Annotated in this window: 32 protein-coding genes; 15 read left to right on the plus strand and 17 right to left on the minus strand. The window is 50.9% G+C overall.

Annotated elements, in window-relative coordinates:
* The 5 genes from uppS to rpsB all read right to left on the minus strand — a co-directional run.
* A partial coding sequence (uppS, locus tag RNAN_RS15775; RefSeq protein WP_052027308.1) for a polyprenyl diphosphate synthase occupies window positions 1–670 on the minus strand: 670 nt, incomplete at its 3' end.
* Window positions 671–803: 133 nt separating this feature from the next.
* A complete protein-coding gene (gene frr / locus RNAN_RS15780) occupies window positions 804–1,361 on the minus strand; it encodes a ribosome recycling factor (protein WP_008223610.1) in 558 nt (185 codons plus the stop codon).
* Window positions 1,362–1,420: 59 nt separating this feature from the next.
* Complete coding sequence (pyrH, locus tag RNAN_RS15785; RefSeq protein WP_008223612.1) at window positions 1,421–2,161, minus strand: UMP kinase; 741 nt, start codon at window positions 2,159–2,161, stop codon at window positions 1,421–1,423.
* Between the two features lie 120 nt (window positions 2,162–2,281).
* Entirely contained in the window at window positions 2,282–3,154 is an 873-nt protein-coding gene (tsf, locus tag RNAN_RS15790) for a translation elongation factor Ts (RefSeq protein ID WP_008223613.1), read from the minus strand.
* 108 nt (window positions 3,155–3,262) lie between these two features.
* A complete protein-coding gene (gene rpsB / locus RNAN_RS15795; protein ID WP_008223614.1) occupies window positions 3,263–3,991 on the minus strand; it encodes a 30S ribosomal protein S2 in 729 nt (242 codons plus the stop codon).
* 303 nt (window positions 3,992–4,294) lie between these two features.
* On the opposite strand from rpsB, the gene map reads away from it, so the two are divergent.
* Genes map through dapD form a run of 3 tightly spaced genes read left to right on the plus strand, consistent with a single transcriptional unit; the run spans window position 4,295 to window position 8,558 of the window.
* Window positions 4,295–5,083, plus strand: a complete 789-nt coding sequence (map, locus tag RNAN_RS15800; RefSeq protein WP_008223615.1) for a type I methionyl aminopeptidase — start codon at window positions 4,295–4,297, stop codon at window positions 5,081–5,083.
* A gap of 17 nt (window positions 5,084–5,100) precedes the next feature.
* The gene (gene glnD / locus RNAN_RS15805; protein WP_008223616.1) at window positions 5,101–7,725 is read left to right on the plus strand and encodes a bifunctional uridylyltransferase/uridylyl-removing protein GlnD; all 2,625 of its coding nucleotides are present in this window, start codon (window positions 5,101–5,103) and stop codon (window positions 7,723–7,725) included.
* A gap of 8 nt (window positions 7,726–7,733) precedes the next feature.
* Window positions 7,734–8,558 (plus strand): 2,3,4,5-tetrahydropyridine-2,6-dicarboxylate N-succinyltransferase, encoded by an 825-nt coding sequence (gene dapD, locus RNAN_RS15810; protein WP_008223617.1) that lies wholly within the window; start codon window positions 7,734–7,736, stop codon window positions 8,556–8,558.
* A gap of 64 nt (window positions 8,559–8,622) precedes the next feature.
* Here the strand turns inward: dapD and RNAN_RS15815 are convergent, their stop codons facing one another.
* Window positions 8,623–8,817, minus strand: a complete 195-nt coding sequence (locus tag RNAN_RS15815; protein WP_008223619.1) for a hypothetical protein — start codon at window positions 8,815–8,817, stop codon at window positions 8,623–8,625.
* A gap of 205 nt (window positions 8,818–9,022) precedes the next feature.
* On the opposite strand from RNAN_RS15815, the gene cysZ reads away from it, so the two are divergent.
* On the plus strand, window positions 9,023–9,784 hold the full coding sequence (gene cysZ / locus RNAN_RS15820) for a sulfate transporter CysZ (RefSeq protein WP_008223621.1): 762 nt from the start codon (window positions 9,023–9,025) through the stop codon (window positions 9,782–9,784).
* Here the strand turns inward: cysZ and RNAN_RS15825 are convergent.
* The 3 genes from RNAN_RS15825 to RNAN_RS15835 are packed head-to-tail and all read right to left on the minus strand — an operon-like array spanning window position 9,781 to window position 11,341.
* Window positions 9,781–10,230, minus strand: coding sequence for a flavodoxin (locus RNAN_RS15825; RefSeq protein WP_008223623.1), 450 nt, complete (start codon window positions 10,228–10,230; stop codon window positions 9,781–9,783). The two genes, cysZ and RNAN_RS15825, sit on opposite strands and share 4 nt — an antisense overlap.
* Window positions 10,212–11,024, minus strand: a complete 813-nt coding sequence (gene truC, locus RNAN_RS15830; RefSeq protein ID WP_008223624.1) for a tRNA pseudouridine(65) synthase TruC — start codon at window positions 11,022–11,024, stop codon at window positions 10,212–10,214. The genes RNAN_RS15825 and truC overlap by 19 nt, the downstream gene beginning before the upstream one ends.
* Window positions 11,021–11,341: a YqcC family protein gene (locus RNAN_RS15835; RefSeq protein ID WP_008223626.1), complete on the minus strand. Its 321-nt coding sequence runs from the start codon at window positions 11,339–11,341 to the stop codon at window positions 11,021–11,023. The genes truC and RNAN_RS15835 overlap by 4 nt, the downstream gene beginning before the upstream one ends.
* Window positions 11,342–11,452: 111 nt before the next feature.
* Between RNAN_RS15835 and RNAN_RS15840 the strand changes: the two genes are divergently transcribed.
* Window positions 11,453–11,752, plus strand: a complete 300-nt coding sequence (locus RNAN_RS15840) for a DUF3301 domain-containing protein (RefSeq protein ID WP_008223628.1) — start codon at window positions 11,453–11,455, stop codon at window positions 11,750–11,752.
* On the opposite strand, the gene RNAN_RS15845 is transcribed toward RNAN_RS15840, so the two are convergent.
* Together RNAN_RS15845 and RNAN_RS15850 are read right to left on the minus strand one after the other, a co-directional pair.
* Window positions 11,745–12,062: an Mpo1-like protein gene (locus tag RNAN_RS15845; protein ID WP_008223632.1), complete on the minus strand. Its 318-nt coding sequence runs from the start codon at window positions 12,060–12,062 to the stop codon at window positions 11,745–11,747. The genes RNAN_RS15840 and RNAN_RS15845 overlap by 8 nt on opposite strands.
* Window positions 12,063–12,103: 41 nt before the next feature.
* The gene (locus RNAN_RS15850) at window positions 12,104–12,751 is read right to left on the minus strand and encodes a hypothetical protein (protein ID WP_008223633.1); all 648 of its coding nucleotides are present in this window, start codon (window positions 12,749–12,751) and stop codon (window positions 12,104–12,106) included.
* A gap of 139 nt (window positions 12,752–12,890) precedes the next feature.
* Here RNAN_RS15850 and RNAN_RS15855 point away from each other — a divergent pair, with 139 nt between their 5' ends.
* Window positions 12,891–13,118, plus strand: coding sequence for a DUF2789 domain-containing protein (locus RNAN_RS15855; RefSeq protein ID WP_008223635.1), 228 nt, complete (start codon window positions 12,891–12,893; stop codon window positions 13,116–13,118).
* 40 nt (window positions 13,119–13,158) lie between these two features.
* On the opposite strand, the gene RNAN_RS15860 is transcribed toward RNAN_RS15855, so the two are convergent.
* Window positions 13,159–13,518 (minus strand): DUF3192 domain-containing protein, encoded by a 360-nt coding sequence (locus RNAN_RS15860; RefSeq protein ID WP_040552357.1) that lies wholly within the window; start codon window positions 13,516–13,518, stop codon window positions 13,159–13,161.
* A 175-nt stretch (window positions 13,519–13,693) separates the two neighbouring features.
* On the opposite strand from RNAN_RS15860, the gene RNAN_RS15865 reads away from it, so the two are divergent.
* Complete coding sequence (locus RNAN_RS15865) at window positions 13,694–13,984, plus strand: hypothetical protein (protein ID WP_008223639.1); 291 nt, start codon at window positions 13,694–13,696, stop codon at window positions 13,982–13,984.
* 2 nt (window positions 13,985–13,986) lie between these two features.
* Window positions 13,987–14,784, plus strand: coding sequence for a DUF2310 family Zn-ribbon-containing protein (locus RNAN_RS15870; RefSeq protein WP_008223641.1), 798 nt, complete (start codon window positions 13,987–13,989; stop codon window positions 14,782–14,784).
* Here the strand turns inward: RNAN_RS15870 and syd are convergent.
* Window positions 14,751–15,302: a SecY-interacting protein gene (gene syd / locus RNAN_RS15875; RefSeq protein WP_008223643.1), complete on the minus strand. Its 552-nt coding sequence runs from the start codon at window positions 15,300–15,302 to the stop codon at window positions 14,751–14,753. The two genes, RNAN_RS15870 and syd, sit on opposite strands and share 34 nt — an antisense overlap.
* Before the next feature lie 58 nt (window positions 15,303–15,360).
* On the opposite strand from syd, the gene queF reads away from it, so the two are divergent.
* The 7 genes from queF to RNAN_RS15910 all read left to right on the plus strand — a co-directional run bounded on the left by queF (window position 15,361) and on the right by RNAN_RS15910 (window position 22,381).
* Entirely contained in the window at window positions 15,361–16,218 is an 858-nt protein-coding gene (gene queF / locus RNAN_RS15880) for an NADPH-dependent 7-cyano-7-deazaguanine reductase QueF (protein WP_008223646.1), read from the plus strand.
* Window positions 16,219–16,695: 477 nt separating this feature from the next.
* On the plus strand, window positions 16,696–18,255 hold the full coding sequence (locus tag RNAN_RS15885) for a GGDEF domain-containing protein (protein WP_148275766.1): 1,560 nt from the start codon (window positions 16,696–16,698) through the stop codon (window positions 18,253–18,255).
* Window positions 18,256–18,288: 33 nt separating this feature from the next.
* A complete protein-coding gene (ppnN, locus tag RNAN_RS15890; protein WP_008223653.1) occupies window positions 18,289–19,647 on the plus strand; it encodes a nucleotide 5'-monophosphate nucleosidase PpnN in 1,359 nt (452 codons plus the stop codon).
* A complete protein-coding gene (gene xni / locus RNAN_RS15895; protein WP_008223654.1) occupies window positions 19,647–20,456 on the plus strand; it encodes a flap endonuclease Xni in 810 nt (269 codons plus the stop codon). Before ppnN ends, xni begins: the two co-directional genes overlap by 1 nt.
* A complete protein-coding gene (locus tag RNAN_RS15900; protein WP_008223655.1) occupies window positions 20,443–20,883 on the plus strand; it encodes a DUF3192 domain-containing protein in 441 nt (146 codons plus the stop codon). The genes xni and RNAN_RS15900 overlap by 14 nt, the downstream gene beginning before the upstream one ends.
* A gap of 189 nt (window positions 20,884–21,072) precedes the next feature.
* Window positions 21,073–22,080 (plus strand): isocitrate dehydrogenase, encoded by a 1,008-nt coding sequence (locus tag RNAN_RS15905; RefSeq protein WP_008223656.1) that lies wholly within the window; start codon window positions 21,073–21,075, stop codon window positions 22,078–22,080.
* Window positions 22,081–22,162: 82 nt separating this feature from the next.
* Complete coding sequence (locus RNAN_RS15910) at window positions 22,163–22,381, plus strand: VF530 family protein (protein WP_008223657.1); 219 nt, start codon at window positions 22,163–22,165, stop codon at window positions 22,379–22,381.
* 104 nt (window positions 22,382–22,485) lie between these two features.
* On the opposite strand, the gene RNAN_RS15915 is transcribed toward RNAN_RS15910, so the two are convergent.
* The 4 genes from RNAN_RS15915 to RNAN_RS15930 all read right to left on the minus strand — a co-directional run bounded on the left by RNAN_RS15915 (window position 22,486) and on the right by RNAN_RS15930 (window position 25,593).
* On the minus strand, window positions 22,486–23,052 hold the full coding sequence (locus RNAN_RS15915; protein WP_008223658.1) for a nucleoside deaminase: 567 nt from the start codon (window positions 23,050–23,052) through the stop codon (window positions 22,486–22,488).
* 49 nt (window positions 23,053–23,101) lie between these two features.
* A complete protein-coding gene (gpt, locus tag RNAN_RS15920; protein ID WP_008223659.1) occupies window positions 23,102–23,572 on the minus strand; it encodes a xanthine phosphoribosyltransferase in 471 nt (156 codons plus the stop codon).
* 63 nt (window positions 23,573–23,635) lie between these two features.
* Window positions 23,636–24,337: a purine-nucleoside phosphorylase gene (deoD, locus tag RNAN_RS15925; RefSeq protein WP_008223661.1), complete on the minus strand. Its 702-nt coding sequence runs from the start codon at window positions 24,335–24,337 to the stop codon at window positions 23,636–23,638.
* 41 nt (window positions 24,338–24,378) lie between these two features.
* Complete coding sequence (locus tag RNAN_RS15930) at window positions 24,379–25,593, minus strand: phosphopentomutase (protein ID WP_008223662.1); 1,215 nt, start codon at window positions 25,591–25,593, stop codon at window positions 24,379–24,381.
* Between the last annotated feature and the right edge of the window lie 83 nt (window positions 25,594–25,676).

The following is a 25,676-nucleotide window of genomic DNA, read 5'->3' on the forward strand; positions in this document are numbered from 1 at the left end:
ACACCTGCTGGTCAAAATCCGGCCATAAGGTCTCGGTAAACCACAGCTCCGCGTAAGCAGCCTGCCATAATAAAAAATTACTGATGCGCAAATCGCCCCCGGTGCGGATCAATAAATCCAGCTCGGGTTGGTCATGCATCTGCACCTGTTGCGCAAACAGGCTTTCGTCTATTTGCTCCGGCGTTAACTGTCCCTGCGCAACCTGAGCGGCCAGTTGGCGGGCCGCATTCACCATGTCCCAGCGGCCACCGTAATTAGCAGCAATATTCAGTGTCAGGGCAGTGTTCGCGGCGGTAAGCTGCTCCGCTTTACTGATACTGTCGCGCAGCTTGTCACTAAAAGCCGATAAATCGCCAACAATTTTTAACCTGACATTATGCTTATGCAGCGTTTTTACTTCACTTTGCAGCACCATCAAAAACAGCTGCATCAGGGTTGACACTTCCTCTTCTGGCCGGCGCCAGTTTTCACTGCTAAAGGCAAATAAGGTCAGTGATTTTATGCCCAGCTCACGGCAGAAACTCACGCTGCGCCGCACCGCTTCTACACCTTTTTTATGGCCCCATACCCGGGGTTTACCCTGGCGCTGGGCCCAGCGGCCATTACCATCCATGATAATTGCCACATGCTGTGGCAATGTTTGCGCGTTAAGCTGCGCATCTGCAGTCATAAAGTGCAACCTGTCCTTATACATCTTAGGGTTTTAGCCGATGGTGGCTATCACACAATCATATCATTCGCATAGAAAAAGGCGCCGTAATGCTTAAGCGTCACGACGCCCAAAAGGTTAACAGAAGTCGGTTTTAAACTTCCATCAGTTCCTTTTCTTTTTCTGCCAGTACTTCGTCAATTTTTTTCACGAAGCTGTCGGTGATCTTCTGAATTTCTTCCGTGGCGCGGCGCTCATCATCTTCACTGATAGCTTTGTCTTTTTGCAGCGTTTTTAAATCCGCATTAGCGTCACGGCGAATATTACGCACCGCAACACGGCCATTTTCTGCTTCGCCGCGTACCAGTTTTACCAGGCTCTTACGCCGCTCTTCTGTCAGCGGTGGCAGCGGTACACGGATAATGGTACCGGCAGACATCGGGTTTAAACCTAAATCTGACGCCATAATGGCTTTTTCTACTGCCGCGGTCAGGCTTTTATCAAATACGGTAATAGCCAGTGTGCGCGCATCTTCAATAGACACGTTACCCACCTGACGCAGCGGGGTGTCAGCACCATAGTAAGACACCATAATGCCGTCTAATAAACTGGGGTGAGCACGGCCGGTACGTACTTTACTGAGTTGGACTTTCAGCGCTTCTACGCTTTTTTCCATCCGTACTTTGCTGTCTTTAATAATGTCGTTAATCACCTTGGGTATCCTTTTTTCTTCGTCTTATCACTAAGCCGGGCTTAAGCAGGCCGGCTAGTTTACTGTAAATTCTCGGCGTGGTCGATGACCGTGCCTTCCTGCTCGCCCATAATGACGCGCTTTAAGGCGCCGGCAGTGTTCATATTAAACACGCGGATTTGCAGGTTGTGGTCACGTGCCAGCGTAAAAGCGGCTAAATCCATCACTTTTAGCTCTTTATCCAGCACTTCATTATAGGTTAACTGATGATACAGCGTGGCGGTGGGATCTTTTACCGGATCGGCCGAATAGACGCCGTCTACTTTAGTGGCTTTTAACACCGCATCGGCTTCAATTTCAATGCCGCGTAAGCAGGCTGCCGAATCAGTGGTGAAAAACGGGTTACCGGTACCGGCAGAGAAAATCACCACCCGGCCCGATTTCAGCAGGCTGATTGCTTCTGCCCAGCTGTAGTTGTCACACACACCGTTAAGAGGAATGGCGCTCATCATACGGGCGTTTACATAGGCGCGGTGCAGCGCGTCGCGCATGGCCAGGCCGTTCATTACCGTGGCCAGCATGCCCATATGGTCGCCTACTACGCGGTTCATACCGGCTTTGGCTAAGCCTTCACCGCGGAAAATGTTACCGCCACCGATGACGATGCCTACCTGTACGCCCAGCTCCACCAGCTCTTTAATTTCCTGTGCCATCCGATCCAGCACTTTGGGGTCGATGCCAAAGCCTTCATCACCCATCAGGGCTTCACCACTGAGTTTTAATAAGATCCTGCGATAGGTTGGTTTTGGATTTGTGCTCATGACATCCTCTTAGTGCTGGCTGGCGTTGACGATTTAGCGGGTAAAAAAAACCGCGGCCCGGTGGGTAAACCGAAGGCCGCGGTTATTCTAGCGGTTTTTGCCGTTAGGCAGAAGAATAAATTACTTCTTCGCTGCCGCGATCTGGGCGGCTACTTCAGCCGCGAAGTCTTCTTCTTTCTTCTCGATACCTTCGCCCACTTCTAAACGAATGAAAGAAATGGCTTTGGCACCGTTTTGTTTCAGGAAGTCACCGGTAGTGATAGACGGATCTTTCACGAACGGCTGACCGGTTAAGCTCACTTCGCCAGTGAACTTGGTCATACGGCCGGCAACCATCTTCTCAGCGATTTCTTGTGGCTTACCAGAGTTAACCGCAATTTCAACCTGGATTTGACGCTCACGTTCTACCACTTCGGCAGACACGTCTTCCGGATTTACATAGCCTGGGTTGTTTGCTGCAACGTGCATCGCTACGTCTTTGGCGATCTCTTCGTTACCGCCTTCCAGCACCGCTAATACACCGATACGGCCTGAGTGCACGTAAGAACCGATAACCGCACCTTCAACTACCGCAGCGCGGCGTACGTTGATGTTTTCACCGATTTTAGCAACCAAAGTAGCACGGGTGTCTTCTACTGAAGTGCCGTTTAAGTCAGCGGCTAAAATAGCTTCTGCCGTGAACAGTTTGTTAGCGTGGGCTAAATCAGCCACAGCGTTAGCAAACGCCAGGAAGCTGGCATCACGCGCTACGAAGTCTGTTTCACAGTTGAACTCGATAGCAATACCGTAACCGTTTGCTACACGAGTGATAATAGTACCTTCAGCGGCGATACGGCCAGCTTTCTTGGCAGCTTTGGCTAAACCACTTTTACGCATGGCGTCGATTGCAGCTTCGATATCACCTGCAGTCTCTTCCAGTGCTTTTTTACAATCCATCATGCCAGCGCCAGTGCGCTCGCGAAGTTCTTTTACTAAAGCGGCAGTTACAGCCATGGGAGCTTCCTCGTATTCATTCTGGTTGGACAAACAGGGGCCGTCTGGCCCCTGTCGCAATGTTGCACTGCACAGGCGCCAGCTTAGCCGGCACCTGTGACAATGAAATTACTCTGCTTCAACGAAGGCTTCGGCTTCTGCCTGAACTTCGATGTTTTTGTCACGACCTTCCAGGATGGCCTGACCAACAGCACCCAGGTATAACTGGATAGCGCGGATAGCGTCATCGTTACCTGGTACTACATAGTCAACACCTTTTGGATCAGAGTTAGTATCAACGATAGCCACAACCGGAATACCCAGGTTGTTCGCTTCTTTGATAGCGATATGTTCATGGTCAGCGTCGATCACGAACAGCACGTCCGGTAAACCGCCCATGTCTTTAATACCACCTAAGCTCTTTTCCAGCTTGTCCATTTCACGGGTACGGTCTAAAGCTTCTTTCTTGGTCAGCTTATCGAAAGTACCGTCCTGGCTTTGCGCTTCCAGATCTTTTAAACGCTTGATTGACTGACGAACGGTTTTCCAGTTAGTCAGCATACCACCTAACCAGCGGTGGTTTACGTAGAACTGATCAGACTTAACTGCAGCTTCTTTAATGGCTTCAGAAGCGGCACGCTTAGTACCAACGAACAGGATCTTGCCCTTTTTCGCTGCTACTTGCTGAATGAATGCCAGAGCGTCGTTCATCATAGGAACAGTTTGTTCCAGGTTGATGATATGAACTTTGTTACGCGCGCCGAAAATGAACGGCTTCATTTTTGGGTTCCAGTAACGGGTTTGGTGACCGAAGTGCACGCCCGCCTGGAGCATGTCGCGCATAGAAACTTTTGCCATGATTTAATTTCCTGTATAAGGGGTTAAGCCTCCATGTATCCCATACGCCGACTCTGGCCTGACTGTGGTTCAGTGCAGGGCAAAGCACCCCGGAATATGTGTCGATACATGTGTGTTTTGTTTAATTACGCCAATTAAGCACGCTAAAACGCGGTAAAGAGCAAAAGCTTCTGCCTTATACGCGAATGCGATTTGCTAATTTGCGGCGCGCTTTATACCATAGACACCCTATAAACACAATGAAATGTGTATTTTTGCAGCAGCGGCGCCCGGCGTTGGCCCCGCCCCAAACAGAGAGACAGCATGACAGCGACTATCAAAACTCCGGCCGAAATTGAAAAAATGCGCGTGGCAGGCCGTCTTGCCGCGCAGGTGCTGGAAATGATTGAGCCTTATGTAAAAGCCGGCGTCACCACCGACGAGCTTAACACCATCTGCCACAACTATATTGTTAACGAGCAGCAGGCGATACCGGCACCACTGAATTACCATGGCTTTCCTAAATCCATCTGCACCTCGGTGAATCAGGTGATTTGTCACGGCATACCATCTGATAAAAAACTGAAAGACGGCGATATTATCAATATCGATATCACGGTAATTAAAGATGGCTACCACGGCGATACCTCTAAGATGTTTGTGGTGGGCAAGCCCAGCATTATGGCCGAGCGGCTGATTCGGGTTACCCAGGAGTGTATGTACCTGGCACTGAAAAAAGTGAAAAACGGCGTACGTTTAGGCGATATTGGCCATGTTATTCAGCAACATGCCGAAGCACATAGCTATTCAGTGGTGCGCGAATACTGCGGTCATGGCATCGGCGCTGTGTTTCATGAAGACCCGCAGGTGCTGCATTACGGCAAACCCGGTACCGGCGAAGTGCTCAAGACCGGCATGTGCCTAACCATAGAGCCGATGATTAACGCCGGTGGCCGTCACAGCAAACTGCTGGCCGATGGCTGGACAGTTGTCACCAAAGATCGCAGTTTATCCGCGCAGTTTGAACACACTATTTTAGTTACCGATACCGGCTGTGAAATTTTAACCCTGCGCCAGGATGACACTATCGAGCGCATTTTAACTGCAGAATAGCCCCAGCGGAGACCAGCATGAGCCAGGCGGTAATCTTTAGCAAAGCCCTTCCCGACAGTTACAGCCTGGACAGCTACAAAAAGCACTTCGCCGATTTTAACGACTGGCTAAGCAAAAGCTTTGCCCAGCACCCGGTAAACAGCCTGGTAAAAGCCCGCGCCGGCTTTATCGACGAGGTGCTGGTGCAGCTGTGGCACAACCTGGAGCTGCATAAAAGCAAAGACCTCAGTTTAATTGCCGTTGGCGGCTATGGTCGTGGCGAGCTGCACCCCTGCTCCGACATTGACTTGCTTATTTTGGCTGAAGGCCGGTTATCAGCCGCACAGCAAGACGCTATTGGTCAGTTTATTACCTTACTGTGGGACCTGCGCCTGGAAGTGGGCCACAGCGTTAGAACGGTAAAAGAGTCGGTAAAACTGGGCAAAGACGACATTACCATTGCCACCAATTTACTGGAGATGCGCCTGCTGACCGGTAATAAGCCGCTGTTTGAACAGTTGCAACTGGAAGTGAGTAAAGACAGCTTCTGGACCAGCCAGGCGTTTTTTCAGGCTAAACGCCACGAGCAGCAACAACGGCATGCCCAGTATCATGGTACTGCGTATAATCTGGAGCCCAATTTAAAAGCCAACCCCGGCGGATTGCGCGATATTCAAACTATTGGCTGGGTAGCCAAACGCCACTTTCAAACCCGCACCATGCGCGAACTGGTGGCGTATCAGTACCTTACTGAAGACGAATATCAGGAACTGATGGAGTGTGAGGCTTATCTGTGGCAAATGCGCTTTGCACTGCATTTGGAAGCGGGTCGCAACGAAAACCGTATTCTGTTTGACTATCAGCCGGCTGTGGCCGAGCGGCTTGGCTTTGGTGCTGACGGTAAAGCCTCGGTCGAGCGCATGATGAAGCGTTTTTTTCGCACCGTGCAGCGGGTTAGCGAACTCAATGAAATGTTGCTACAGCACTTTGATGGCAGCATTTTAAACCATAAAGAAAAGGTAAAAACCCTTGTTCTGGATGATTACTTTGAGCTAAAAGGCCATTTGATCTGCGCCCGTGACAATGCCGTGTTTGCCCGGCGCGACAACTTGCTGCGGCTGTTTTGGCACATCGCTAATAACTCCAACATCACCGGCGTGCACTCTGCTACCATGCGGCTGATCCGCCAGGTACGCCGCCGTTTAATGGGCGATTTGCAAGATTACGAGGCCTGCCGCCAGCTGTTTCTAGCCATTATCCGCCACCCACGCGGTATGGATAAAGCCATTACCCTGATGCACCGTTATGGTGTACTGGCGGCTTACTTACCGCAGTGGCGTAACATTGTCGGCCAGATGCAGTTTGATTTATTCCATGCCTACACCGTGGACGAGCACACCCACCGTTTACTGAAAAACCTGTATAAGTACACGCTAAGTGAACACGACAGCGAATTTCCGCTTTGCAGCGATATAGTGCGTAAAATGGAAAAGCCCGAGCTGTTGTATTTGGCCGGCATTTTTCATGATATTGCCAAAGGGCGCGGCGGTGACCACTCTGAGCTTGGCGCCATGGACGTGCGAGAATTTGCCAAACTGCATAAGCTTAGCGACTTTGACAGCAAGTTAATCGCCTGGCTGGTCGAGCATCATCTACTGATGTCTGTCACCGCACAGCGCCGTGACATTCACGACCCGGCCGTGGTGGCGGAGTTTGCCGAAAAGGTACGTGACGAAACCCGGCTCAATTACCTGTACTGCTTAACGTTGGCCGATATTCGCGCTACCAATGACAACTTATGGAATGACTGGAAAGGCTCACTGCTGCGTGAGCTATTTTTAGCCACACAAAAAGCTTTTCGTCGCGGCCTGGAAAAGCCGATGGACTTGCGCGATCTTATTCGCGAAAACCAAAGCGAAGCCATGCCGCTGCTGCTAAAGCAAACCTTTAGCGAGACAGAAATATTGCAGCTGTGGAGCCGCATTAAAGCCGATTACTTTGCCCGCTATAGCGCCCGGCAAATAGTCTGGCATTGCGAGCATATTTTGCGGCATAAAAACCCGGACGAACCGCTGGTGTTGATCAGTAAAGCCCCTATTCGCGGCGGCACCCAGGTGTTTATTTACACTAAAGATCAGCCGAAATTGTTTGCCCGCTTAGTGGCGGCACTGGACAGCAAAAAAGTGAATATTTTTGATGCCCAAATCATGACCAACAAAGACGGTTATGCGATGGACACCTTTGTGATTCTGGAACAAAACGGCGAAGCGGTGAACTCCCCATCGCGCCAGCAAAGCATTAAGCGCGCGCTGGAGCTGTATATTGCCGGTAAACCGGATCTATCGCGGCAAAAAACCAAGTTATCGCGCCAGATGCGCCAGTTTAATGTGCCGCCCAAGGTGGTATTTTTACCCGGTAACACCAGCAAACGCACCATGATAGAGTTGGCGGCGCTGGATACGCCTGGCCTGTTGGCCAATATCGGCGAGGTGTTTCAGCGCTGCGACGTGAACATTCATGCCGCAAAAATCACCACCATCGGCGAGCGGGCTGAAGACTTTTTTATGATTTCAAATAGCGACGATCAGGCACTGTCCAGTGAGCAGCAAAGCGCACTGAAACGCGCACTGATCGAGCAACTTTCACAGCAAACAGAAGGCTAACCAAGACAATGTCAGAGTTAAAAAGCATTATTGAGCAGGCATTTGAACAGCGTGCCGACATTACCCCCAGCACGGTGTCGGCAGAGATAAAACAAGCAGTAGACAGCGTGATCAGCATGCTGGATAACGGCAGTGCCCGGGTCGCCGAGAAAATTGCCGGTGAATGGGTGGTACACCAGTGGCTGAAAAAAGCCGTGTTGTTGTCGTTTCGCATTAACGATAACCAGGTGATGGACGGTGCAGAAAACCGCTTCTTTGACAAAGTGCCGATGAAATATGCCAACTACACTGATGCACAGTTCCGCAGCGACGGCGTGCGCGTAGTACCGCCCGCTGCAGTGCGCCGCGGCAGCTATGTCGCCAAAAACGTGGTGCTGATGCCCTCTTACGTTAATATCGGCGCCTATGTGGGTGAAGGCACTATGGTAGACACCTGGGCTACCGTGGGCAGCTGCGCGCAAATTGGTAAAAACGTGCACTTATCTGGCGGTGTCGGCATCGGCGGCGTACTAGAGCCACTGCAAGCCAACCCAACCATTATTGAAGATAACTGCTTTATCGGCGCCCGCTCGGAAGTGGTAGAAGGCGTCATCGTGGAAGAAGGTGCCGTGCTGTCGATGGGCGTTTATATCAGCCAGAGCACACGCATTTACGACCGGGAAACCGGTGAAATCAGCTATGGCCGCGTGCCAGCCGGTGCCGTCGTCGTGCCGGGCTCAATCCCCAGTAAAGATGGCAGCCACAGCTTGTACGCTGCCATTATTGTAAAGAAAGTAGATGCGCAAACCCGCGCCAAAGTAGGTATTAACGCCTTGCTACGCAGCGTGGAATAATTTCCTGTCATAAAGCAAAACGGCAGGTAACCCCTGCCGTTTTTTAAATTAGGCTGTTACAACGTTAACCGATATACAGCATCACCGCAAAGCTGACCAAGCCCACAGCAGCAAACATGCCGTACTCAAGCCGTTTTTCAAATTGTTTCTCGGCTCCCTCTGTTGCAGGCACCAGCAGGGCCGAAATCAGACAGGTTAAGCCTGCCAGCAAACATAAAGTGGTTAATCCAAATACCAGCGCCGAAGCTAACATCGCCATATCTCACCCTTAGTAAACGTTAAACGGTTGCACCGCGCTGCGGTAAAAACTGCCGCTATTCTAGCATAAAGTGCCTGGTGTTATGCCAGCACTGTGTAACAGCGTTATATTCTGTTACGAAAAAACGGCCAACAACTCCCTGGCTGCGCAGCCAAAGGCTTTATACTGCGCTTATTGTTCAGCGCACGCTGTTAGCGAGGGTGTAATGTACTATTTTTTTCGTGGCTTAACTTTGATCCACACCAAAGGTTTAAAGCGTTTTGTGCTGGTGCCGCTTAGCATTAATCTGCTGTTGTTTTCGTTCGCGTTTTACCTGCTGCTTAACCAGGTTAATGCTATGGTGGCGGCCGTGCAGCAGTACCTGCCCGCCTGGCTGCATTGGCTGGAATATTTACTGATCCCGCTGGGTGTGATGACGCTGGTGATTGGTCTGGCGTACAGCTTTACCATGGTGGCCAACTTTATTGCTGCGCCCTTTAATGGCCTGCTAAGTGAAAAAGTCGAAGCGCATTTAACCGGCAAAAAGCTTCCCGACGCAGGTATGGCCGGCTTTATCAGAGACGTGCCACGCATGCTGGGGCGGGAATGGCAAAAACTGCTGTACGCGCTGCCACGCGCCATTATTTTATTTATCCTGTTTTTATTTCTGCCGGTTGTAGGCCCGATACTGTGGTTCTTGTTTACCAGCTGGTTGCTGGCGATTCAGTATGCCGACTACCCTTACGACAACCACAAAATAGCCTTTCGCACCATGCGCCAGCAGCTACGTAACCAGCCAGGCAACAGCTTTGCCTTTGGCATTACCGTCAATATTGCCTGCATGATCCCGCTGTTTAACCTGTTTGTGATGCCCGTAGCGGTATGCGGTGCCACTGCCATGTGGGTAGATAAGCTGGCAGCACTGAATGATCCGGCGCTTAAGATGCCAGGCGCCAAAGCCTACAATAAGCTGGATAAATACTGTTAACTCAGCGCACTAAACTGCTGTTTCAGCCAGGGCAAGGCAATCGTTTCTGGCTCTAAAGTTTCACCGGCGTCAATACGCAGCATAGGTGAAAGCTCGGTGCCCTGAATTTCCAGCAGCAGCGCACGTAGCTGCTCACCGGCGCCACAAAAGGTGTCGTAGCTGCTATCGCCCAGCGCTATCACCGCAAAGTGTTTGCCGGTTAACAGCGGAAAGCGGCTTTGCACATCCAGATAGAATGGCAACAGGTTATCGGGAATGTCGCCCTGCCCCGTGGTCGAGCTTATTACCAGCCAGATATCGGCATTAAAGCTAAGCACATCATCCAGTTTAGGCTCGGCAAACAGCCTGCTCTGATGCCCCATAGTGCCAAGCAGCGACGTTGCTTCCTCGGCAACATATTGTGCGCCACCGTACACACTGCCTACCATTACTGCGATTTTTGCCATTTCTCCTCCGCAAAAAGTTCAGCAAATTGCTGCTGATAATAAGCCTCATCTGTTGGCCAGCCAAACTGGCTAAACAGGCTTTCAAGTTCGTTCAGACCGGCGCTGATAGACAAAGTTTCGCCGGTTAACGGATGGGGCAGCTGCAGCTGTTTCGCCAATAGCAGCAAGCGCTGGCAATTAAAATGCTGTTTAAACAACGCATTGTGCTTACCATCGCCGTGGCTGGTGTCGCCCACTATCGGTTGGCGTAAATGTGCAAGATGGCGGCGTAACTGGTGTTTACGCCCGGTTAATGGCTGCAGTGCCACTAAGCTGTAACGTGCTGCCGGATATTTACTCACCGGTATTGGCAGCTCTACCCGTGCCAATGGCTGATAACGGGTCACCGCCTGCTGTGGCGCCTTATCAGTGCGGGCGAACTTATCAGCGATATCATCCAGTTGCTCTTTTAACGGGTAATCCAGCTCACCGCCGTCAGCCATAAAACCGCGCACCACCGCCAGATAGAACTTGCGCCACAGCTTAAGCTCCTGCTGCTGACTAAGTATGCGCGCCACGTCGCTGGACAAGGCAAACAGCAGCACACCTGAGGTAGGCCGGTCCAGCCGGTGTACCGGAAATACATGCTGGCCTATCTGATCGCGCAGCGTTTGCATCACAAACACGGTTTCGTGTTTATCCAGAAAAGAACGGTGCACCAGCATGCCACTGGGTTTATCTATCGCCACCAGATGCTCGTCCTGATACAACACCTTCAGCGGCGCGTCTAACTGAAAAGGTACTGCTGCGCTCATCGCGCCTCCGTCAAGCAGCTGTCCAACGCCGAAATAATGCTAAGCAAGCGGTTAAAACGCGTATCACTCTGGTTAAAAATCTGCTCTGCCATCGGCAATAATGCAATCTTACTGGGCAGCGGTGAAGCAGAGTCTAACAGCAGCTGCATTTTGGGGATGAAAATAAACTGCAGCCACTGCTCAAAGCGCAGCGTATCAATACAAAATGGTAAGCGGCTCGCCAGCGCCTGCGTATCCGGTGGCTGAGCCGACCACAGCTCAAGCTGTTTCAGCTCGCTTGCAAGTGCATTCAATAATGGCTGGATCTGTTCGGTCATATCACTTCTCTTACAGGCAGCGCCTAGTGTAACACAAGCGAAAATACCAGCCAGCCCTTGTAAAAAAGGCGGCTAGTCAGCATGATCGCTACATTGTGACGGGAGAGTGTTATGGGTTCAATTTTATTACTGCTGCTACTGGGCACAGTCTGCTATCTGTTTTGGTTACAGCGTAAACAGGATGAGCGGGCTATCGTGGTGGCACGCCAACTATGCCAGCAGCAGCAACTACAACTACTAGACTGCGGCCGCATGGGCCACAGCTTTCGCAAAATCAATGGCCGGCTTAGGTTTATCACCCAATACCAGGTCGATTTTAGCGGTGATGGCGAAAGCCGCTATCAGGCCGAGCTGTTGCTAAGTGGGATGCGTCTGGCCGGCTTTCAGCTACCGGCCTATCGCATTAATTAACCGGCAGCTTATGTTTTAACTGGCCGGTTAAGAAATCTTTTAACATCACCCAGTCAGCCGCCAGGCTGTACAGCGGATATTTAAAGGTGGCTGGTTTGTTATGCTCAAACGCAAAGTGCCCTATCCAGGCAAAACCATAACCAATAAGCGGCAACAGCCATAACAGCTGCCATTGCCGGGTTATCAGGGCATAACAGAGCACGGCAATCACCAGCAGGCTGCCGCAATAATGCAGTGCCCGGCACAGCGGATGCCGATGCTCGGCCAGATAGTAGGGATAAAACTCGGCGAAACTACTGAATTTACGCATTCGCACCCTCTGCTTAGGTTATGTTGTGTCAGTGGCCGCGCTTAGGACGCGGTTTGCCGCGGCCGGAACATCAGGGTGCCACTTACGGTGTTAAATGCCAGCTCAGTCACCGGCTGATAATGATCGCCGGCAAAAAAGGCTTTGTATTTCTCCAGCGTAACAAAAACGCCGATGCCGGCTGAACGGGGATCTTTATCAACCAGTGAATCAACCGCATGAATAAGGTAATGCCCCAGCCCCAAATGCTGGTGCCTGGGTGCCACGGCAATAAAGGCCAGCATATGATAATGCTCAGCGGGCATAGCAGCATGAATTTTTTGCTCTTTCTCTAACAACTGCCGGGTAGACACATAACCGGCTGTGAGCAGCATTTTTAACCGCCAGTGCCACAGCCGGCTGGCGCCAATGCCAGAGTCAGGGTTAATCACACAAGCCACCCCAAGTAATTGCTCGCCGTTAAACAGGCCAATCATCGGCTGGCCAGCCTGCCAAAAGGTGGTAAGCTCCTCTCGGATAGCGGCGCGTAGCCGCTGTTCGTAATCCGCTTTATCGGCACGGAAGATTTCCATAAACAGAGGGTCATCAAAGTACGATTGGTATAACAGTGATGCGGCCAGCTTTAACTCATCGGCACTGAGTAAAACCGCTTTTAACCGTTCCAGCTCCAGCGTGTTGATATCTGCCAGCATGTTGACTCCCTGTTAAGCGCGCTATTGTTGTTTTTTTATCCACAATAGCAGCAAGGTCATAACTTGCCAAGCTGGCCACTTAAGCAAAATGGTGAAACAACGCTAAGCTTTATTAAGCACTGGCAAACAGGAGAACCTTATGCACAGCACAACCCCAACGCTTAACAGTTTATTTGCCCAACTCGGCTTAGACAGTAGTGACCAGGATATCAGCCGTTTTATTCACCAGCACAAATTAGCGGCTGGCATGGCCATTCAGGATGCACCGTTCTGGAATAGTGCTCAGGCCAGTTTTTTACGCGAATCCTTAAAACAGGATGCCGACTGGTGTGAGGTGATTGATGAATTAAATGCACTGCTGCATTAACAGCAAGCCCCGGCATCAGCTTGCCGGGGCCCAAGCGGAGTTACAAATACTGATAGGCTTTGTCGCCCCAGCCGGTTAAACGGTTTTGTTTAAAAATAAGCGGTGTGCATTCATCCTTGGTAGTTTTACCATCACTTTTGACATGATGGGTGCGGTAAAACAGTACCTGCACACTCTCACCATCTTTACTAAACGACTCGGTAAAATCTGGCGAGCCAAGCAAAGTACGGATCTGCTCTGCGCTCATATCCAGCGTCAGGTTATTAATTTTCTGCTGATTTTGCCGCTGCGTTTTCTTCCAACTACTGTCATCATCAAACTCATGATTACCACCGACAGCGACCACACAGCCTGATAAACTTACTGCCAGAGCAGCAGCCATAACCACCTTTGCTAACATAATAGGTTTCCTTTTTTTGTTGTAATACACCACGGCTGTTGCAGCCTGCGGTATCACAGCAAACAACATGCCACCAATTTACAAGATTAAAAACAATAACTTATAAACACACCACTATAACTAACGACTAAAGGGTGGTAAATTTCGCCACTAGTTAGTCAATAAGGCAAATAACATGAACGATATTCAACAGCTGTTACAACAGGTGGCCAGCGAGTTACAACAGGAAGGTAAAACGCCCAGTCTGGCGCTGTTTCGTACCCGTTTAGCTGGCCGTGTGGCCCCTCAGCAGCTGTTCGCCGCTTATCAGCACTGGCGCAGCAACCCGGTTTACGCCAGCATCGCACCGGCAAATACAGTGCCTGATAGCTTACCCGCCAGCCAGGCGGAGGCTGACGATATCAGCAGCCGCCTGGCGCGTATTGAAGCCAAACTGGATTTGTTGCTCAGTAAGCTGGAACCCTAGCCATGTATCTGGCTGAGCTGAAGTTTAAAGTCATTGCTGATACCGACTTTGACCAGGCAGAAGCGGCGATACGCCGCTATATGGAAGCGCTGATATTTAACGGCCAGCTGCTGGGCCGGGAGTTTCCTACCGCCTGGCAGCAGGACTGTTTTGTCAGCCGGATAGTGCTGCCGGCAACGGAGGCGTTAAAACAGCAGTATCACAGCCCGCGTGGTTTGGCCGCCCTGCAGCAGTTGGCCGCTGCCGGCCTTGGCTACCCGCAACTTAGCGTACTTGGCATGGATCTGATGTCAAACCACACTGATCCCTGTGCATCTGCGCCTTACTACATTGTGTATAGCCGCTTTAATGATACCTGCTCGCCGCTACGCTGTGGCGAGCACTTCGCGCCGGTGCCGCTGTATTTGCTACCCGCCGCCGCGGGTGATCATGAAGCGCTGATCCGCTGGCAGCTGCAATATCAGGCATTGGATGAAATTCAGATGCAACAAAGCCGGGTGCTGCGCCACAGCGCTGAGCGCAGCCTGCAGCAATTGCACAGCCGGCTAAACCGCCAGGGGCGGCAAATAGCCAACACTTTAGCACGCCTAAGCCAAACGCCGGTGTATTACGCGCTATATAGCGGTAGCAGCCAAGATTGCGCCGCTGAAGCAGACAAGCCATGCCCCGGCTGCGGCCAGGCCTGGCGTCTGGCACAGCCGCTGCATCAACTATTCGACTTTAAATGTGACCGCTGCCGTTTACTGAGTAATATCGCCTGGGACTGTCAAAGTCCCTCTAACGTGCAAGGCGTTAACTGACAGAGAAACTGTGCCAGGTTATCGGCCAGTTTCTCCTTAACCTCTTGCCCAACGTGCTCTAAGTACACTTCGCCGCTGCTATTTAATACCGACAGCAAAATATCATCATCTTCGGTGGTGGCAAAAAACACCGTTTCGCGCTGCTTTAGCCTGCGCTTCATAATGATATGGCCAATGATGTTTTCCTGCAGCCGTTTCACATCATCGTCATTCCACACCATCAGCAACATCAGTTTGCCACGCGGATGCTGTGCACTTAAACCGGCACCGAAATACAGCTGATAAAAGGTTTTAATATCAGTGTGTAGCTCAAGCTCCAGCGCTTGCTCGATATTGGCAAAATTGGCCGGCTGCGCCTGTTTTACTGGCTGCCACCGTACCTGATTATGCTGAATATCGCCCAGCTGGCATGGCGATGGGCTGGCCGGATCGGCCCAGGTCATTAAAGGCTGTTGCTGGCTATTTTGCCAGTCTTGCCAACGCTTAACAAAATCGTGGTAAATGTCGGTCAGGCTCACGCGACCTTCCTGTAAACTTTATGATAAACTTGCGCCATTGTAACGCTAACCAGTTGGGATGACAGCAACAGAGATGATCAAAGGCCATGCAGATGCGCTCGCCGGGCTAAGCCTGGGTAAAGTAACCGCCTATGCCGATCAGTACGACGCCAGCTTATTGCAGGCGGTACCGCGCAGTTTAGGCCGTGACGATATTGGCCTGGATGCTGCGGCGCTGCCGTTTTGCGGCCAGGATATCTGGCACGGTTACGAGTTATCCTGGCTTAATGCCAAAGGCAAACCCATGGTAGCACTGGCGACTTTTGTGGTGCCGTTTGACTCGGCTAACCTGATTGAGTCTAAGTCATTTAAGCTGTATTTAAACAGTTTTAACCAAAGCCGTTTTGCTGACTTAGGTCAGGTGTACCAGCACCTGCAGCGCGATTTATCTGCCTGTGCCGGTAAGCCGGTAAAAGTCAGCTTGCATAACGTCAACGAAATTATGGCGTTTCAACCTACCTGGATCCCAGGCCGCTGTATTGACGATTTGGATATTGAGATTACGCAATATCAATACGATGCCGCTTTACTGCAATTGCAGCCTGGCGGTGACAAAGTAGAAGAAAAGCTGAATTCGCATTTGCTGAAATCAAATTGTCTTATTACCTCGCAGCCAGATTGGGCCAGCGTGTTTATCCATTACCGCGGCGCGGCGATAGACCATGCCAGCCTGCTGCGCTACCTGATTAGCTTTCGCAGCCATAATGAGTTTCACGAGCAGTGCGTTGAGCGCATTTTTACCGACATCTGGCAGCGTTGCCAGCCTGAATTTTTAGCCGTGTACGCCCGCTACACCCGTCGCGGCGGTCTGGATATTAACCCCTGGCGTGCCAGCGAGCCCTGCAACCCACCGGCCATCCGCTTAAGCCGTCAGTAACAACCTCGTTAGCAAACTGGTAAACTTCTCACGGCGGTTTCAATACCTCGCAAACCGCCAAAACACACAAAATCTATTAAATCAAAAAGTTAAAAACATTTACTATTGTCATTGATAAATTCATCCCTATCAAAACTGAAAGTAGAAAAGAAAACTTACCAATACACTTTCAAAAACCGGCATTTTTTGCTTAAATATGCAGCGTCTGCCAGATGGACTGTCAGACTGACGTACCAACAAGGACTGCTGATTATGCAATATCTGACCTCTGCTGAAGAAGCATCCTGGTTACCTTACTATCTGTGTAAGAAATAACAGCCTGTAACAGCAACCAGTTATAACGATATTCCCTACCCCGGCGGACCTTTTTGGTCCGCTGTTTTTTATCCCGGCCACTTTTCTGCCTAATCAGTGATCGCATTTAGCGCGATTGTCGATATACTTAAGTCTAAACATGGATTTAACACGAGCTCTAAGGTGATCACCTTGCAGGACGACACTAAACAGCAACTGAGTAATGCCCTAAAAGCGCGTAAAGCGCTGGAAGACACCTATGAAGCACAGTTTAAAATTCTGGCGCTGTTTGTATCCCGGCTATCGTTAGCCTGCAAAGGGGTTGATGTCGATCTGGATAATCGCCTGGCCAAGCTGCGCACCGAGTTAAACCGTGGTACCGATTTGGAAAAACTGTTGCCTTTTATTGAGGGCACCAGTGAAAACTTAAAGTTGTTGGAAGCCAAACAGCAAACCGATGTGCACAAAGTACAGCAAGGCTTAACGGAAGCCGGCAAGTTACTGCAACAGCAAAAAGGCTTGCCGGATAAACTGCGGCGCGAATTACGCGAACTGTTGGGTAAAGTTGAACAACCCTCTGCCACTGTGCATGCATTTTTACCGCACCTGACAGATCTGACCAAGCTGTATCAACATGCGCTGCAGGCCAAGCAACAGCTAGCGCAGGACGATAACGGCGACGAAGACCGTTACAGTCACATTTGCCGGCAAATCAGTGTTGAGCTGACTAATTTACTCAGTGAACTGGCCTTTGCTGAAGACAGCGCCGCTGAGATGGATAAAATCCGCTTAAGCTTGCTGGATAAATTGCCAATAGATGCCCTGCTGGAAGCCTGCCTGAAAACCATCAGTATTATTATCACCAGCATTAACCGCGAACGGCAATCGGCGGAAAGCTTCCTGCTAAAACTGAATGACGCCTTATCCAGCGTGCAGCAGGCGGTGGTGTCGTCACTGAATGACTCCGCTGAACTAAAGCAAAAAATGCAGCGGCTGAACCAACAGATAGAGCAGCAAATTGAGCATTTAGGCCAGGCCAGCCAAAAAGCTACTTCGCTGGAGCAACTAAAAACCCTGGTCAGCGAGCGTTTGTCGGTTATTACCGGTTCATTGCGGGAGAAAGATCAGCTTGAACAGCAAGAGCGCCATCAGTTACTGCTGACACTGGGTGACATGGAGCGACGACTCGATGAGCTGGAAAGCGATGCGAAAACCTTTAAAAAGCGCATTTCTGATCAGAACTTCCGCAGCCTGCAGGACGCGCTGACCGAAATACCCAACCGTGCCGCTTTTGATGAGCGTTACGCGCTTGAAATGCAGCGTTGGCAGCGCTACAAAAAGCCATTGTGTGTGGTGCTGGGCGATGTCGACCATTTTAAGAGTATTAATGACAACTATGGCCATAGCGCCGGTGATAAAACGCTGAAAGTGATCGCCAAAACACTGAAGCTGAACCTGCGTGAAACCGACTTTATTGCCCGTTACGGTGGCGAAGAGTTTGTGCTGTTATTCCCGGAAACCGAATTGTCAGCGCTGGAACTGCCGTTAAATGCACTTAGAGAAGAAATAAAGAAAATTCCGTTTAAATTCAAAAATGTCAGTGTGCCTATCTCCATTTCGTTTGGCGCCACTCAATTGCAAGCGTCCGACTCAGGCCGCGCGGCGTTTGATCGTGCTGACGAGGCCTTATATGAAGCGAAAAAAGCTGGCCGTGATAAGGTGGTGCTGAAAAAAGGCCGCTGATGTATCCCCGATCAAGTTAACTAAGGAGCGCACATGCATGTGCAACTAAACCCGCTAGGGTCGATGGATTTACTATCGCAACTGGAAGTTGATCACTTAAAACAAAACACCCAGCAGGAAGCCTTCCGGCTATTTCGTAATTGCTGTCTGGCGGTGTTAAACGTGGGCAGCCACACCGACAGCTCAGCCGAGATTTATGAGCAGTACCAGGATTTCGCCGTTAACCTGCTAAGCCGTGAGCGCGGTATTAAAATCGAATTGTTTAATCCGCCGCAAAGCGCCTTTGTCGACGGTCAAATCATTAAAGGTATTCACGAGCATTTATTCGCGGTGCTTAGGGATATTTTGTTTTACCACAGCAGGCTACAAAGCAACAAAAGCTGGCTTGACCTGCAAAACAGCGCCCATATTACTCATACCGTATTTGATATTTTGCGCAATGCCCGCGTCATTGATGCCCGCAACGAGCCGAACATGATTGTGTGCTGGGGTGGCCATTCAATTAACGAAGTGGAATATAAGTACACCAAAGAAGTGGGCTACGAGCTTGGCCTGCGCGGTATGGACATTTGTACCGGCTGCGGCCCGGGCGCGATGAAAGGCCCAATGAAAGGTGCCACCATTGGCCACAACAAACAGCGCCGCGCTACCGGCCGTTATCTTGGCCTGACAGAGCCGGGTATTATTGCCGCCGAGCCGCCAAACCCGATAGTGAATGAGCTGGTGATCCTGCCTGATATCGAAAAACGGCTGGAAGCCTTCGTGCGTGTTGCTCATGGCATTATCGTGTTCCCGGGTGGCGCCGGTACCGCTGAAGAGTTGTTGTATCTGCTGGGCATTATGCTGCATCAGGACAATCAGCAGCAAACCTTGCCGGTAATACTGACCGGCCCCAAGCAAAGCGAAGCCTATTTCCGTGAAATAGCCAGCTTTATCGAGGCAACATTAGGGCAGCAAGCACTGAAACTGTTCGATATCATTATTGATGATGCACCGGCCGTGGCACGTAAACTGAAACTTGGTGCCGCCGAAGTGCGCCACTATCGCAAATCGGTGGGCGATGCCTATCACTTTAACTGGACATTACAGATTGAGCCGGGTTTTCAGCAGCCTTTTATCCCGAATCATCAGAATATGGCCGCACTGGACTTGCACCTTAACCAGGACAGCGCAACACTGGCAGCTAATTTACGCCGGGCGTTTTCCGGTATAGTGGCAGGCAATGTAAAAGACGAAGGCATTAAAGCTATCCGTCAGCATGGCCCCTTCCAGCTAAGTGGTGAGCCCAAACTGATGCAAATGATGGACACCCTGTTACAGGCCTTTGTCGATCAGGGCCGGATGAAGCTGCCTGGCAGCAAGTACGAACCCTGCTACCGGGTAGTTCGCTGATGGCACACTTGCTGTTAATTGATGCGCTAAACCTGATCCGCCGCTTATACGCAGTGCAGGAGCGGCCCTACCTGCCGCTGCCAGATGAAGTAGCAGAGAGCACCAAACAGCAGATCATTGTTAACACCGCCGCCATGCTGCGCCAGGCGCTACAGCGTCTGGTACAGGAGCTTAAACCCAGCCATGCTTTGCTGGTGTTTGATGGCCGCGACAGTGTCTGGCGTAAAACACTGTATCCGCCATACAAAGCCAACCGCAAGCCGATGCCGGCGATTTTGGCTGATGCACTGCCGAAGCTGCAACTGGAGGCTCTGGAGCTTGGCATCAGCAGCATACAACGGGATGAGTTTGAAGCCGATGATATGATTGCCTCTGCCGCCAGTCGCGCTGCGCAGCACGGCCAGACCGTGACCATAGTGTCAACCGACAAAGGTTTTTTGCCGCTACTCTCAAGCGGGGTACACATTTATGACACCTTTGCCCGTCAGTACCTGACCGAGCCTATGGTGCAGCAAAAATTCGGCGTGCCCAGCCACCAACTGGTGCGTTACTGGAGCCTGGTAGGAGACAACACCAATAATGTGCCCGGCGTGGCGGGCATTGGCCCCAAAGGCGCACACGATTTAATGGCATTGGGCGCTACCTTAACCGATGCACTGGAGCACCCGGATTGCCCGAAAAAACTGAAAGAAAAAATATTGCAGCACAAAGAGCAGATTAAAATCTTTATGCACATTTTAAGCCTGAAAACCGATGTTCAGCTGGGGCTGAACCTGCAACAGATGCGGCTTAACCATGCCGCTGTCTGATAACACCATAAAACCCAAGCCACTGGTAAGCTGGCTTAGACACAACAGAGTTGCCGTGTTTATCGGCGCGCTGGCGCTGTACGCCTTACTGACATTACTGGTGCTGCTGTACTACCCGGATGACGTTGAACAGATGAGCTGGGTAGATCGCGAGGTGTTTAACCATAAAGTGATCAGTAGCTATCAGCTATCTGATAATCTTACTCAGCAACAGGTTATCGAACGGTTGGGCAGCCCGGACATTACCGCAGCGGTTAAAGTCGATAACCAGATTTACCAGTTGCTGTATTACCGCACGCATCGCAGCGCCCCTGATGGTATTACCACCGCTGACGAATGCACTGCCTTACTGTTTAAAAATCGCCTTTTAGTGGCTATTGGCGATGACGCCACGGCCCAGTATCAGGCCGTCAGCCGCGCCCCTTAACATAAGTACTTCTGTTAACACTGTAGTTTTATTACCACATTCAGCAAACTTATACAGGGTATAACGGCGAAAATAGCGCTAAATCTGGGGTTAAGTGGCGGAATGTGCCGAAAAATGCTATATTCCACGCCGTTTTCCGGCCCGCCAGAGGCCCATTTTTTTGCATAATTACGACAGCTAAGGATCCCCATGAGCAAGCAAACAATTACTGTCATTAAAGGCGACGGCATAGGCCCAAGCATTGTTGAAGCCGCCATTGCGGTACTGGAAAAAGCCGGTTGTGAATTTGACTACGAATATGTCGATGCCGGCCTAACCGCGCTGGAAAAAACCGGTGAATTACTGCCTCAGGCCACACTGGACGCTATTGCCCGCAATAAAATTACCTTAAAAGGCCCGTTAACTACGCCGGTGGGTGAAGGCTTTACCTCGATTAACGTAACGCTGCGCAAGAAATTTAACCTGTACGCCAACGTGCGGCCGGTCATTTCGTTTAAAGGTACCAAGGCGCGTTACGATAATATCGACATTATAACTATCCGCGAAAATACCGAAGGCATGTATTCTGGCCATGGTCAGGTGGTATCAGCTGACGGTTTAGTAGCCGAAGCCACCAGCATTGTCACCAAAGAAGGTGCTCGCCGTATTGCCGAGTTTGCGTTTGAAACGGCGCGGCGCGAAAAGCGCAAAAAAGTCACCATAGTGCACAAGGCCAATATTTTAAAATCAACGTCAGGCCTGTTTTTGAAAACAGCGCGTGAAGTCGCGGCCAACTATCCGGATATTGAAGCGCAGGAAATGATTGTCGATAACACCTGTATGCAGCTGGTGATGAACCCGCAACAGTTCGATGTTATTGTCACCACCAACCTGTTTGGTGATATTTTATCAGACCTGTGTGCCGGTTTAGTCGGCGGCCTGGGCATGGCGCCTGGCGCCAACATTGGTGCCGACTGTGCCATTTTTGAAGCCGTGCACGGCAGTGCCCCTGATATCGCCGGCAAAAACCTGGCTAACCCAAGCTCAGTGATCCTGGCCTCTATTCAGATGCTGGAATATCTGGGTATGCAGGATAAAGCGGAGAAAATCCGCAGTGCCCTGGCCGATGTTATTGCCAGCGGCGATCGTACTACGCGGGATTTAGGTGGCAGCTTTGGCACCACCGACTTTACTGCAGCGGTGTTAGAGCGTTTATAAGCGCCAGTTTTGCTAAAATAGCCACCTTAGGGTGGCTATTTTTTTTGCCGCGCAGCAACTAAGCTTGATTAAGGAAACCAAGATGTCACAACCGAACAACCCGCTACACGGTGTCACGCTGGAGCAGATAGTTACCGCACTGGTAGCGCATTTTGGCTGGCCGGCGCTGGCAAAACTGATTGACATTAACTGCTTTAAAGTAGACCCCTCGGTAAAAAGCAGCCTGAAGTTTTTGCGCAAAACGCCCTGGGCAAGAGCAAAGGTAGAACAGCTGTATATCGCCCAAAAGCTGTACCAGTAATACTGAGACCGCTTTTACCGCCCTGCCGGGTGCTGCTGTTTAACCGTTAGCCTGTTTAACCGTCATAACTTGTTAACCGTTACCAGCAGTTTAGCCGTTATCGTTTAGCCATTATAAATAGTACCGCCGCGGCTAAGGTAATTATCCAGCACCGCTTTGGCTTCATCACGTAACACCAGCCGCACTACCTCAATGCCGGCCTGTTGCAAATAAGCGTAGCTGCTGTCGTATACCGGCCCTTCATCAAAGCCAATAGCGCGCGCATCATCAGCAGTGGCGGCGCATACCAGCCGCTTTACGCCACTCCACAATGTGCCGCCTAAGCACATGGCGCAGGGCTCACAAGAAGTAAACAGTTCACGTTTAACGCCATCGGCCGATAAACTAAAGCTTTGCAATTTATGTTCGGCCAGCATGATGGCCATCATTTCGCCATGAGCGGTCGAGTTATGCAGCGGCATGACCCGGTTTACCCCGACACTGAGCAGCTTGCCGCTGTCGATGGCAAAAATAGCACTGCCAAAGGGGCCGCCGCTGCCGCGCAGTACATTCTGCCTGGACAGCTCTACCGCCAAGGCCATTTTCTCTTCATCACTGCGATAGGTTTTATCCCAGTCCACCACCTCGTCGATCCAGTCTGGCAGGTGCAGTGTTAGCTGATGCTTGGTCATTGATAATCCTCAAAAAAACAAGGCCCGCTGCTGCGGGCCCGATCGTCTGTTATTTGTCGGCCAGCGGCTTACTGTAAGCCAGTTCCATATCCCATGGCAGTTGGATCCAGGTATCCTGCTCAATATCGGTAATATAGTGATCAACCAGCGGTTTACCTTGCGGCTTAGCATACACAGTGACAAAGCAGGCTTTAGGGAAATGCTCGCGCAGGGCTTTGGCGGTTTCGCCGGTGTCGACTAAATCATCCACCACCAGCAGCTGCTCAGAATCCTCGATACTGGCATCTTTTAAAATACGTAAGCTGCCTTGCTTGTCATGCTCATAGCTGGCGACACAGATACTGTCTACCACGCGGATATTCAGCTCGCGGGCTAAAATTGCCGCCGGTACCAGACCGCCGCGGCTTACCGCGACAATAGCTGTATAGTTTTTCCCCAGTAGCTGGTGTGCCAGCTCTTTGGTGGCGCGGTGAAAGGCCTCCCACGACACGTAAAACATTTTATTGGTTGATAATGACATAACGTTGTCCTGCAAAATAATTAAAAGCGGTTACAGACAGTACCGGTTTATAAACAGCGCTGGTTATAAACAGCCAAGCGCCACTTCAACCATCTGGTTAAAACTGGTCTGGCGCAACTCAGCGCTTAACGCTTCACCGGTACGGATATGGTCGCTGACCGTGAAAATAGCCAGCGCATTAATACCGTACTCTGCAGCAACACCGTATAAACCTGCCGCTTCCATTTCTACCGCCAGCACACCGTATTTTTGCAGGGTGTCAAACAAGGTTTCGCTTGGGTTATAAAACAAATCAGAGGTAAACACATTACCGACTTTGACGTTAATATTTTTCGCCCGTGCCGCCGCAACCGCTTTTTCGAGTAACTCAAAACTGGCCATAGCGGCAAAATCCAGCCCGCCTAACCGGTTACGGTTTACGCCGGAGTCGGTGCTGGCGCCCATACCAATTACCACATCACGCACCTTGACATCCAGCGGTAAGGCACCGCAAGAGCCGATACGGATAATGTTTTTTACGCCGTAAAACTTTACCAGCTCAGTGGCATAAATAGACATGGATGGCACGCCCATGCCCGAGCCCAATACGCTAACCGGCTTCCCTTTATAAGTACCGGTATAGCCAAACATATTGCGTACGGTGTTTACGCAAACAGGGTCGGTTAAAAAGGTTTCCGCTATATGCTTGGCGCGCAGCGGGTCGCCCGGCATCAGTACTGTGGGAGCAAAAGCGCCTTCTGGCGCGTTAATATGCGGAGTTGCCATAAAATTCTCTTAAATATGCTGTTAGTTAATTCGTGATGCTGTTAGTTAAGACGTGCAATAAATGACTCGCCGTATGCCATGGCATCCAGCGCAAAGTAATCGGCTAACGTCTGGCCTATATCGGCAAAGCTCATGCGCTCGCCCAAATCGGCGGCGGCCATACCTGGCTTATAGGCCAGCACCGGAATATATTCCCGCGTGTGCTCAGTACCCTGCCAGGTGGGGTCACAGCCATGGTCGGCCGTAAGCAGCAATAAGGTGTCCGGGTCGCAGGCTGCCATCAGCTCGGCTAAGCGGCTGTCAAAATACTCCAGCGCTTCACCATAGCCAATAGGGTCGCGCCGATGGCCAAAGTTCTGGTCAAAATCAACCAGGTTAGTAAAGATCAGGCTGTTGTCGCTCTGCTGTGCCATTTGTGCCAGCGTGCTGTCAACAAGGGCTGGCAGACCAGTGGCTTTAAGGGTTTGGCTAATGCCCTGATGCGCATAAATATCGGCAATTTTGCCAATGCTGATTACAGTGCCACCCGCCGCCGTCAGTTTATCCAACAGCGTCGGAGCTGGCGGTAATACCGAGTAATCGCGGCGGTTGCCGGTGCGGGCATAGGTTTGGGCGCTATCGCCGGTAAAAGGCCGGGCAATAACACGGCCAATGTTGTAATCGTCTAACAGCTCACGCGCTACCTGACAAAACTGCAGCAGTTTTTCCAGGCCAAAATGCTGCTCATGCGCCGCCACCTGAAACACGCTGTCAGCTGAGGTGTAACAAATCGGTTTGCCGGTGCTAATGTGCTCATCGCCAAGCTTCACCAGAATATCGGTCCCCGAGGCATGGCAATTGCCTAAAATACCCGGCACACCGGTGCGCCGGCACAGCTCGTCAATTAATGCCGGCGGAAAGCTGTCGGTTTTGTCGTGAAAGTAGCCCCAGTCAAACAATACCGGCACACCGGCAATTTCCCAGTGGCCGCTGGGCGTATCTTTGCCGCTACTGAGCTCACGGGCATAGCCATAGGCGCCAACAACCTGCTGCGCGTCCTGCACGTCAGCTGCAACACCTTGTGCTGCAGCTTTAGCAGCTTTTACCAAACCTAAACCAGCCAGGTTGGGTAGCGCTAACTGACGGCCTTTCGCCGCTTTAAAGGCTTTAGCAATACTGCCAAAGGTGTTAGCGCCAACATCACCAAACTTGGCGGCATCGGGCGCATAACCAATACCAAAACTGTCTAATACCAGGATCACCGCTTTTTTTGCCATAGTCCTGCTCCTACACTGGAATTCTTTGTCTGTTAACAGCATAACGGCTGTTACAACACCGCCGCAACCGGCGACGACATTTT

Source organism: Rheinheimera nanhaiensis E407-8 (genome assembly GCF_000296695.1).
Taxonomy (GTDB): domain Bacteria; phylum Pseudomonadota; class Gammaproteobacteria; order Enterobacterales; family Alteromonadaceae; genus Alishewanella; species Alishewanella nanhaiensis.

Bases quoted from the DNA above. Each gene is read 5' to 3' on its own strand.
- RNAN_RS15915 (WP_008223658.1), bottom strand. From the start codon at position 23,052: ATGACCAAGCATCAGCTAACACTGCACCTGCCAGACTGGATCGACGAG.
- truC (WP_008223624.1), bottom strand. From the start codon at position 11,024: ATGAGCGCAGCAGTACCTTTTCAGTTAGACGCGCCGCTGAAGGTGTTG.
- dapD (WP_008223617.1), top strand. From the start codon at position 7,734: ATGTCAGAGTTAAAAAGCATTATTGAGCAGGCATTTGAACAGCGTGCC.
- RNAN_RS15900 (WP_008223655.1), top strand. From the start codon at position 20,443: ATGCCGCTGTCTGATAACACCATAAAACCCAAGCCACTGGTAAGCTGG.
- deoD (WP_008223661.1), bottom strand. From the start codon at position 24,337: ATGGCAACTCCGCATATTAACGCGCCAGAAGGCGCTTTTGCTCCCACA.
- RNAN_RS15835 (WP_008223626.1), bottom strand. From the start codon at position 11,341: ATGACCGAACAGATCCAGCCATTATTGAATGCACTTGCAAGCGAGCTG.
- RNAN_RS15815 (WP_008223619.1), bottom strand. From the start codon at position 8,817: ATGGCGATGTTAGCTTCGGCGCTGGTATTTGGATTAACCACTTTATGT.
- pyrH (WP_008223612.1), bottom strand. From the start codon at position 2,161: ATGAGCACAAATCCAAAACCAACCTATCGCAGGATCTTATTAAAACTC.
- ppnN (WP_008223653.1), top strand. From the start codon at position 18,289: ATGCATGTGCAACTAAACCCGCTAGGGTCGATGGATTTACTATCGCAA.
- RNAN_RS15860 (WP_040552357.1), bottom strand. From the start codon at position 13,518: ATGTTAGCAAAGGTGGTTATGGCTGCTGCTCTGGCAGTAAGTTTATCA.
- cysZ (WP_008223621.1), top strand. From the start codon at position 9,023: ATGTACTATTTTTTTCGTGGCTTAACTTTGATCCACACCAAAGGTTTA.
- RNAN_RS15865 (WP_008223639.1), top strand. From the start codon at position 13,694: ATGAACGATATTCAACAGCTGTTACAACAGGTGGCCAGCGAGTTACAA.
- queF (WP_008223646.1), top strand. From the start codon at position 15,361: ATGACAGCAACAGAGATGATCAAAGGCCATGCAGATGCGCTCGCCGGG.
- glnD (WP_008223616.1), top strand. From the start codon at position 5,101: ATGAGCCAGGCGGTAATCTTTAGCAAAGCCCTTCCCGACAGTTACAGC.
- RNAN_RS15825 (WP_008223623.1), bottom strand. From the start codon at position 10,230: ATGGCAAAAATCGCAGTAATGGTAGGCAGTGTGTACGGTGGCGCACAA.
- RNAN_RS15930 (WP_008223662.1), bottom strand. From the start codon at position 25,593: ATGGCAAAAAAAGCGGTGATCCTGGTATTAGACAGTTTTGGTATTGGT.
- map (WP_008223615.1), top strand. From the start codon at position 4,295: ATGACAGCGACTATCAAAACTCCGGCCGAAATTGAAAAAATGCGCGTG.
- RNAN_RS15855 (WP_008223635.1), top strand. From the start codon at position 12,891: ATGCACAGCACAACCCCAACGCTTAACAGTTTATTTGCCCAACTCGGC.
- xni (WP_008223654.1), top strand. From the start codon at position 19,647: ATGGCACACTTGCTGTTAATTGATGCGCTAAACCTGATCCGCCGCTTA.
- rpsB (WP_008223614.1), bottom strand. From the start codon at position 3,991: ATGGCAAAAGTTTCTATGCGCGACATGCTCCAGGCGGGCGTGCACTTC.
- RNAN_RS15905 (WP_008223656.1), top strand. From the start codon at position 21,073: ATGAGCAAGCAAACAATTACTGTCATTAAAGGCGACGGCATAGGCCCA.
- RNAN_RS15850 (WP_008223633.1), bottom strand. From the start codon at position 12,751: ATGCTGGCAGATATCAACACGCTGGAGCTGGAACGGTTAAAAGCGGTT.
- RNAN_RS15870 (WP_008223641.1), top strand. From the start codon at position 13,987: ATGTATCTGGCTGAGCTGAAGTTTAAAGTCATTGCTGATACCGACTTT.
- gpt (WP_008223659.1), bottom strand. From the start codon at position 23,572: ATGTCATTATCAACCAATAAAATGTTTTACGTGTCGTGGGAGGCCTTT.
- RNAN_RS15845 (WP_008223632.1), bottom strand. From the start codon at position 12,062: ATGCGTAAATTCAGTAGTTTCGCCGAGTTTTATCCCTACTATCTGGCC.
- tsf (WP_008223613.1), bottom strand. From the start codon at position 3,154: ATGGCTGTAACTGCCGCTTTAGTAAAAGAACTTCGCGAGCGCACTGGC.
- RNAN_RS15840 (WP_008223628.1), top strand. From the start codon at position 11,453: ATGGGTTCAATTTTATTACTGCTGCTACTGGGCACAGTCTGCTATCTG.
- RNAN_RS15910 (WP_008223657.1), top strand. From the start codon at position 22,163: ATGTCACAACCGAACAACCCGCTACACGGTGTCACGCTGGAGCAGATA.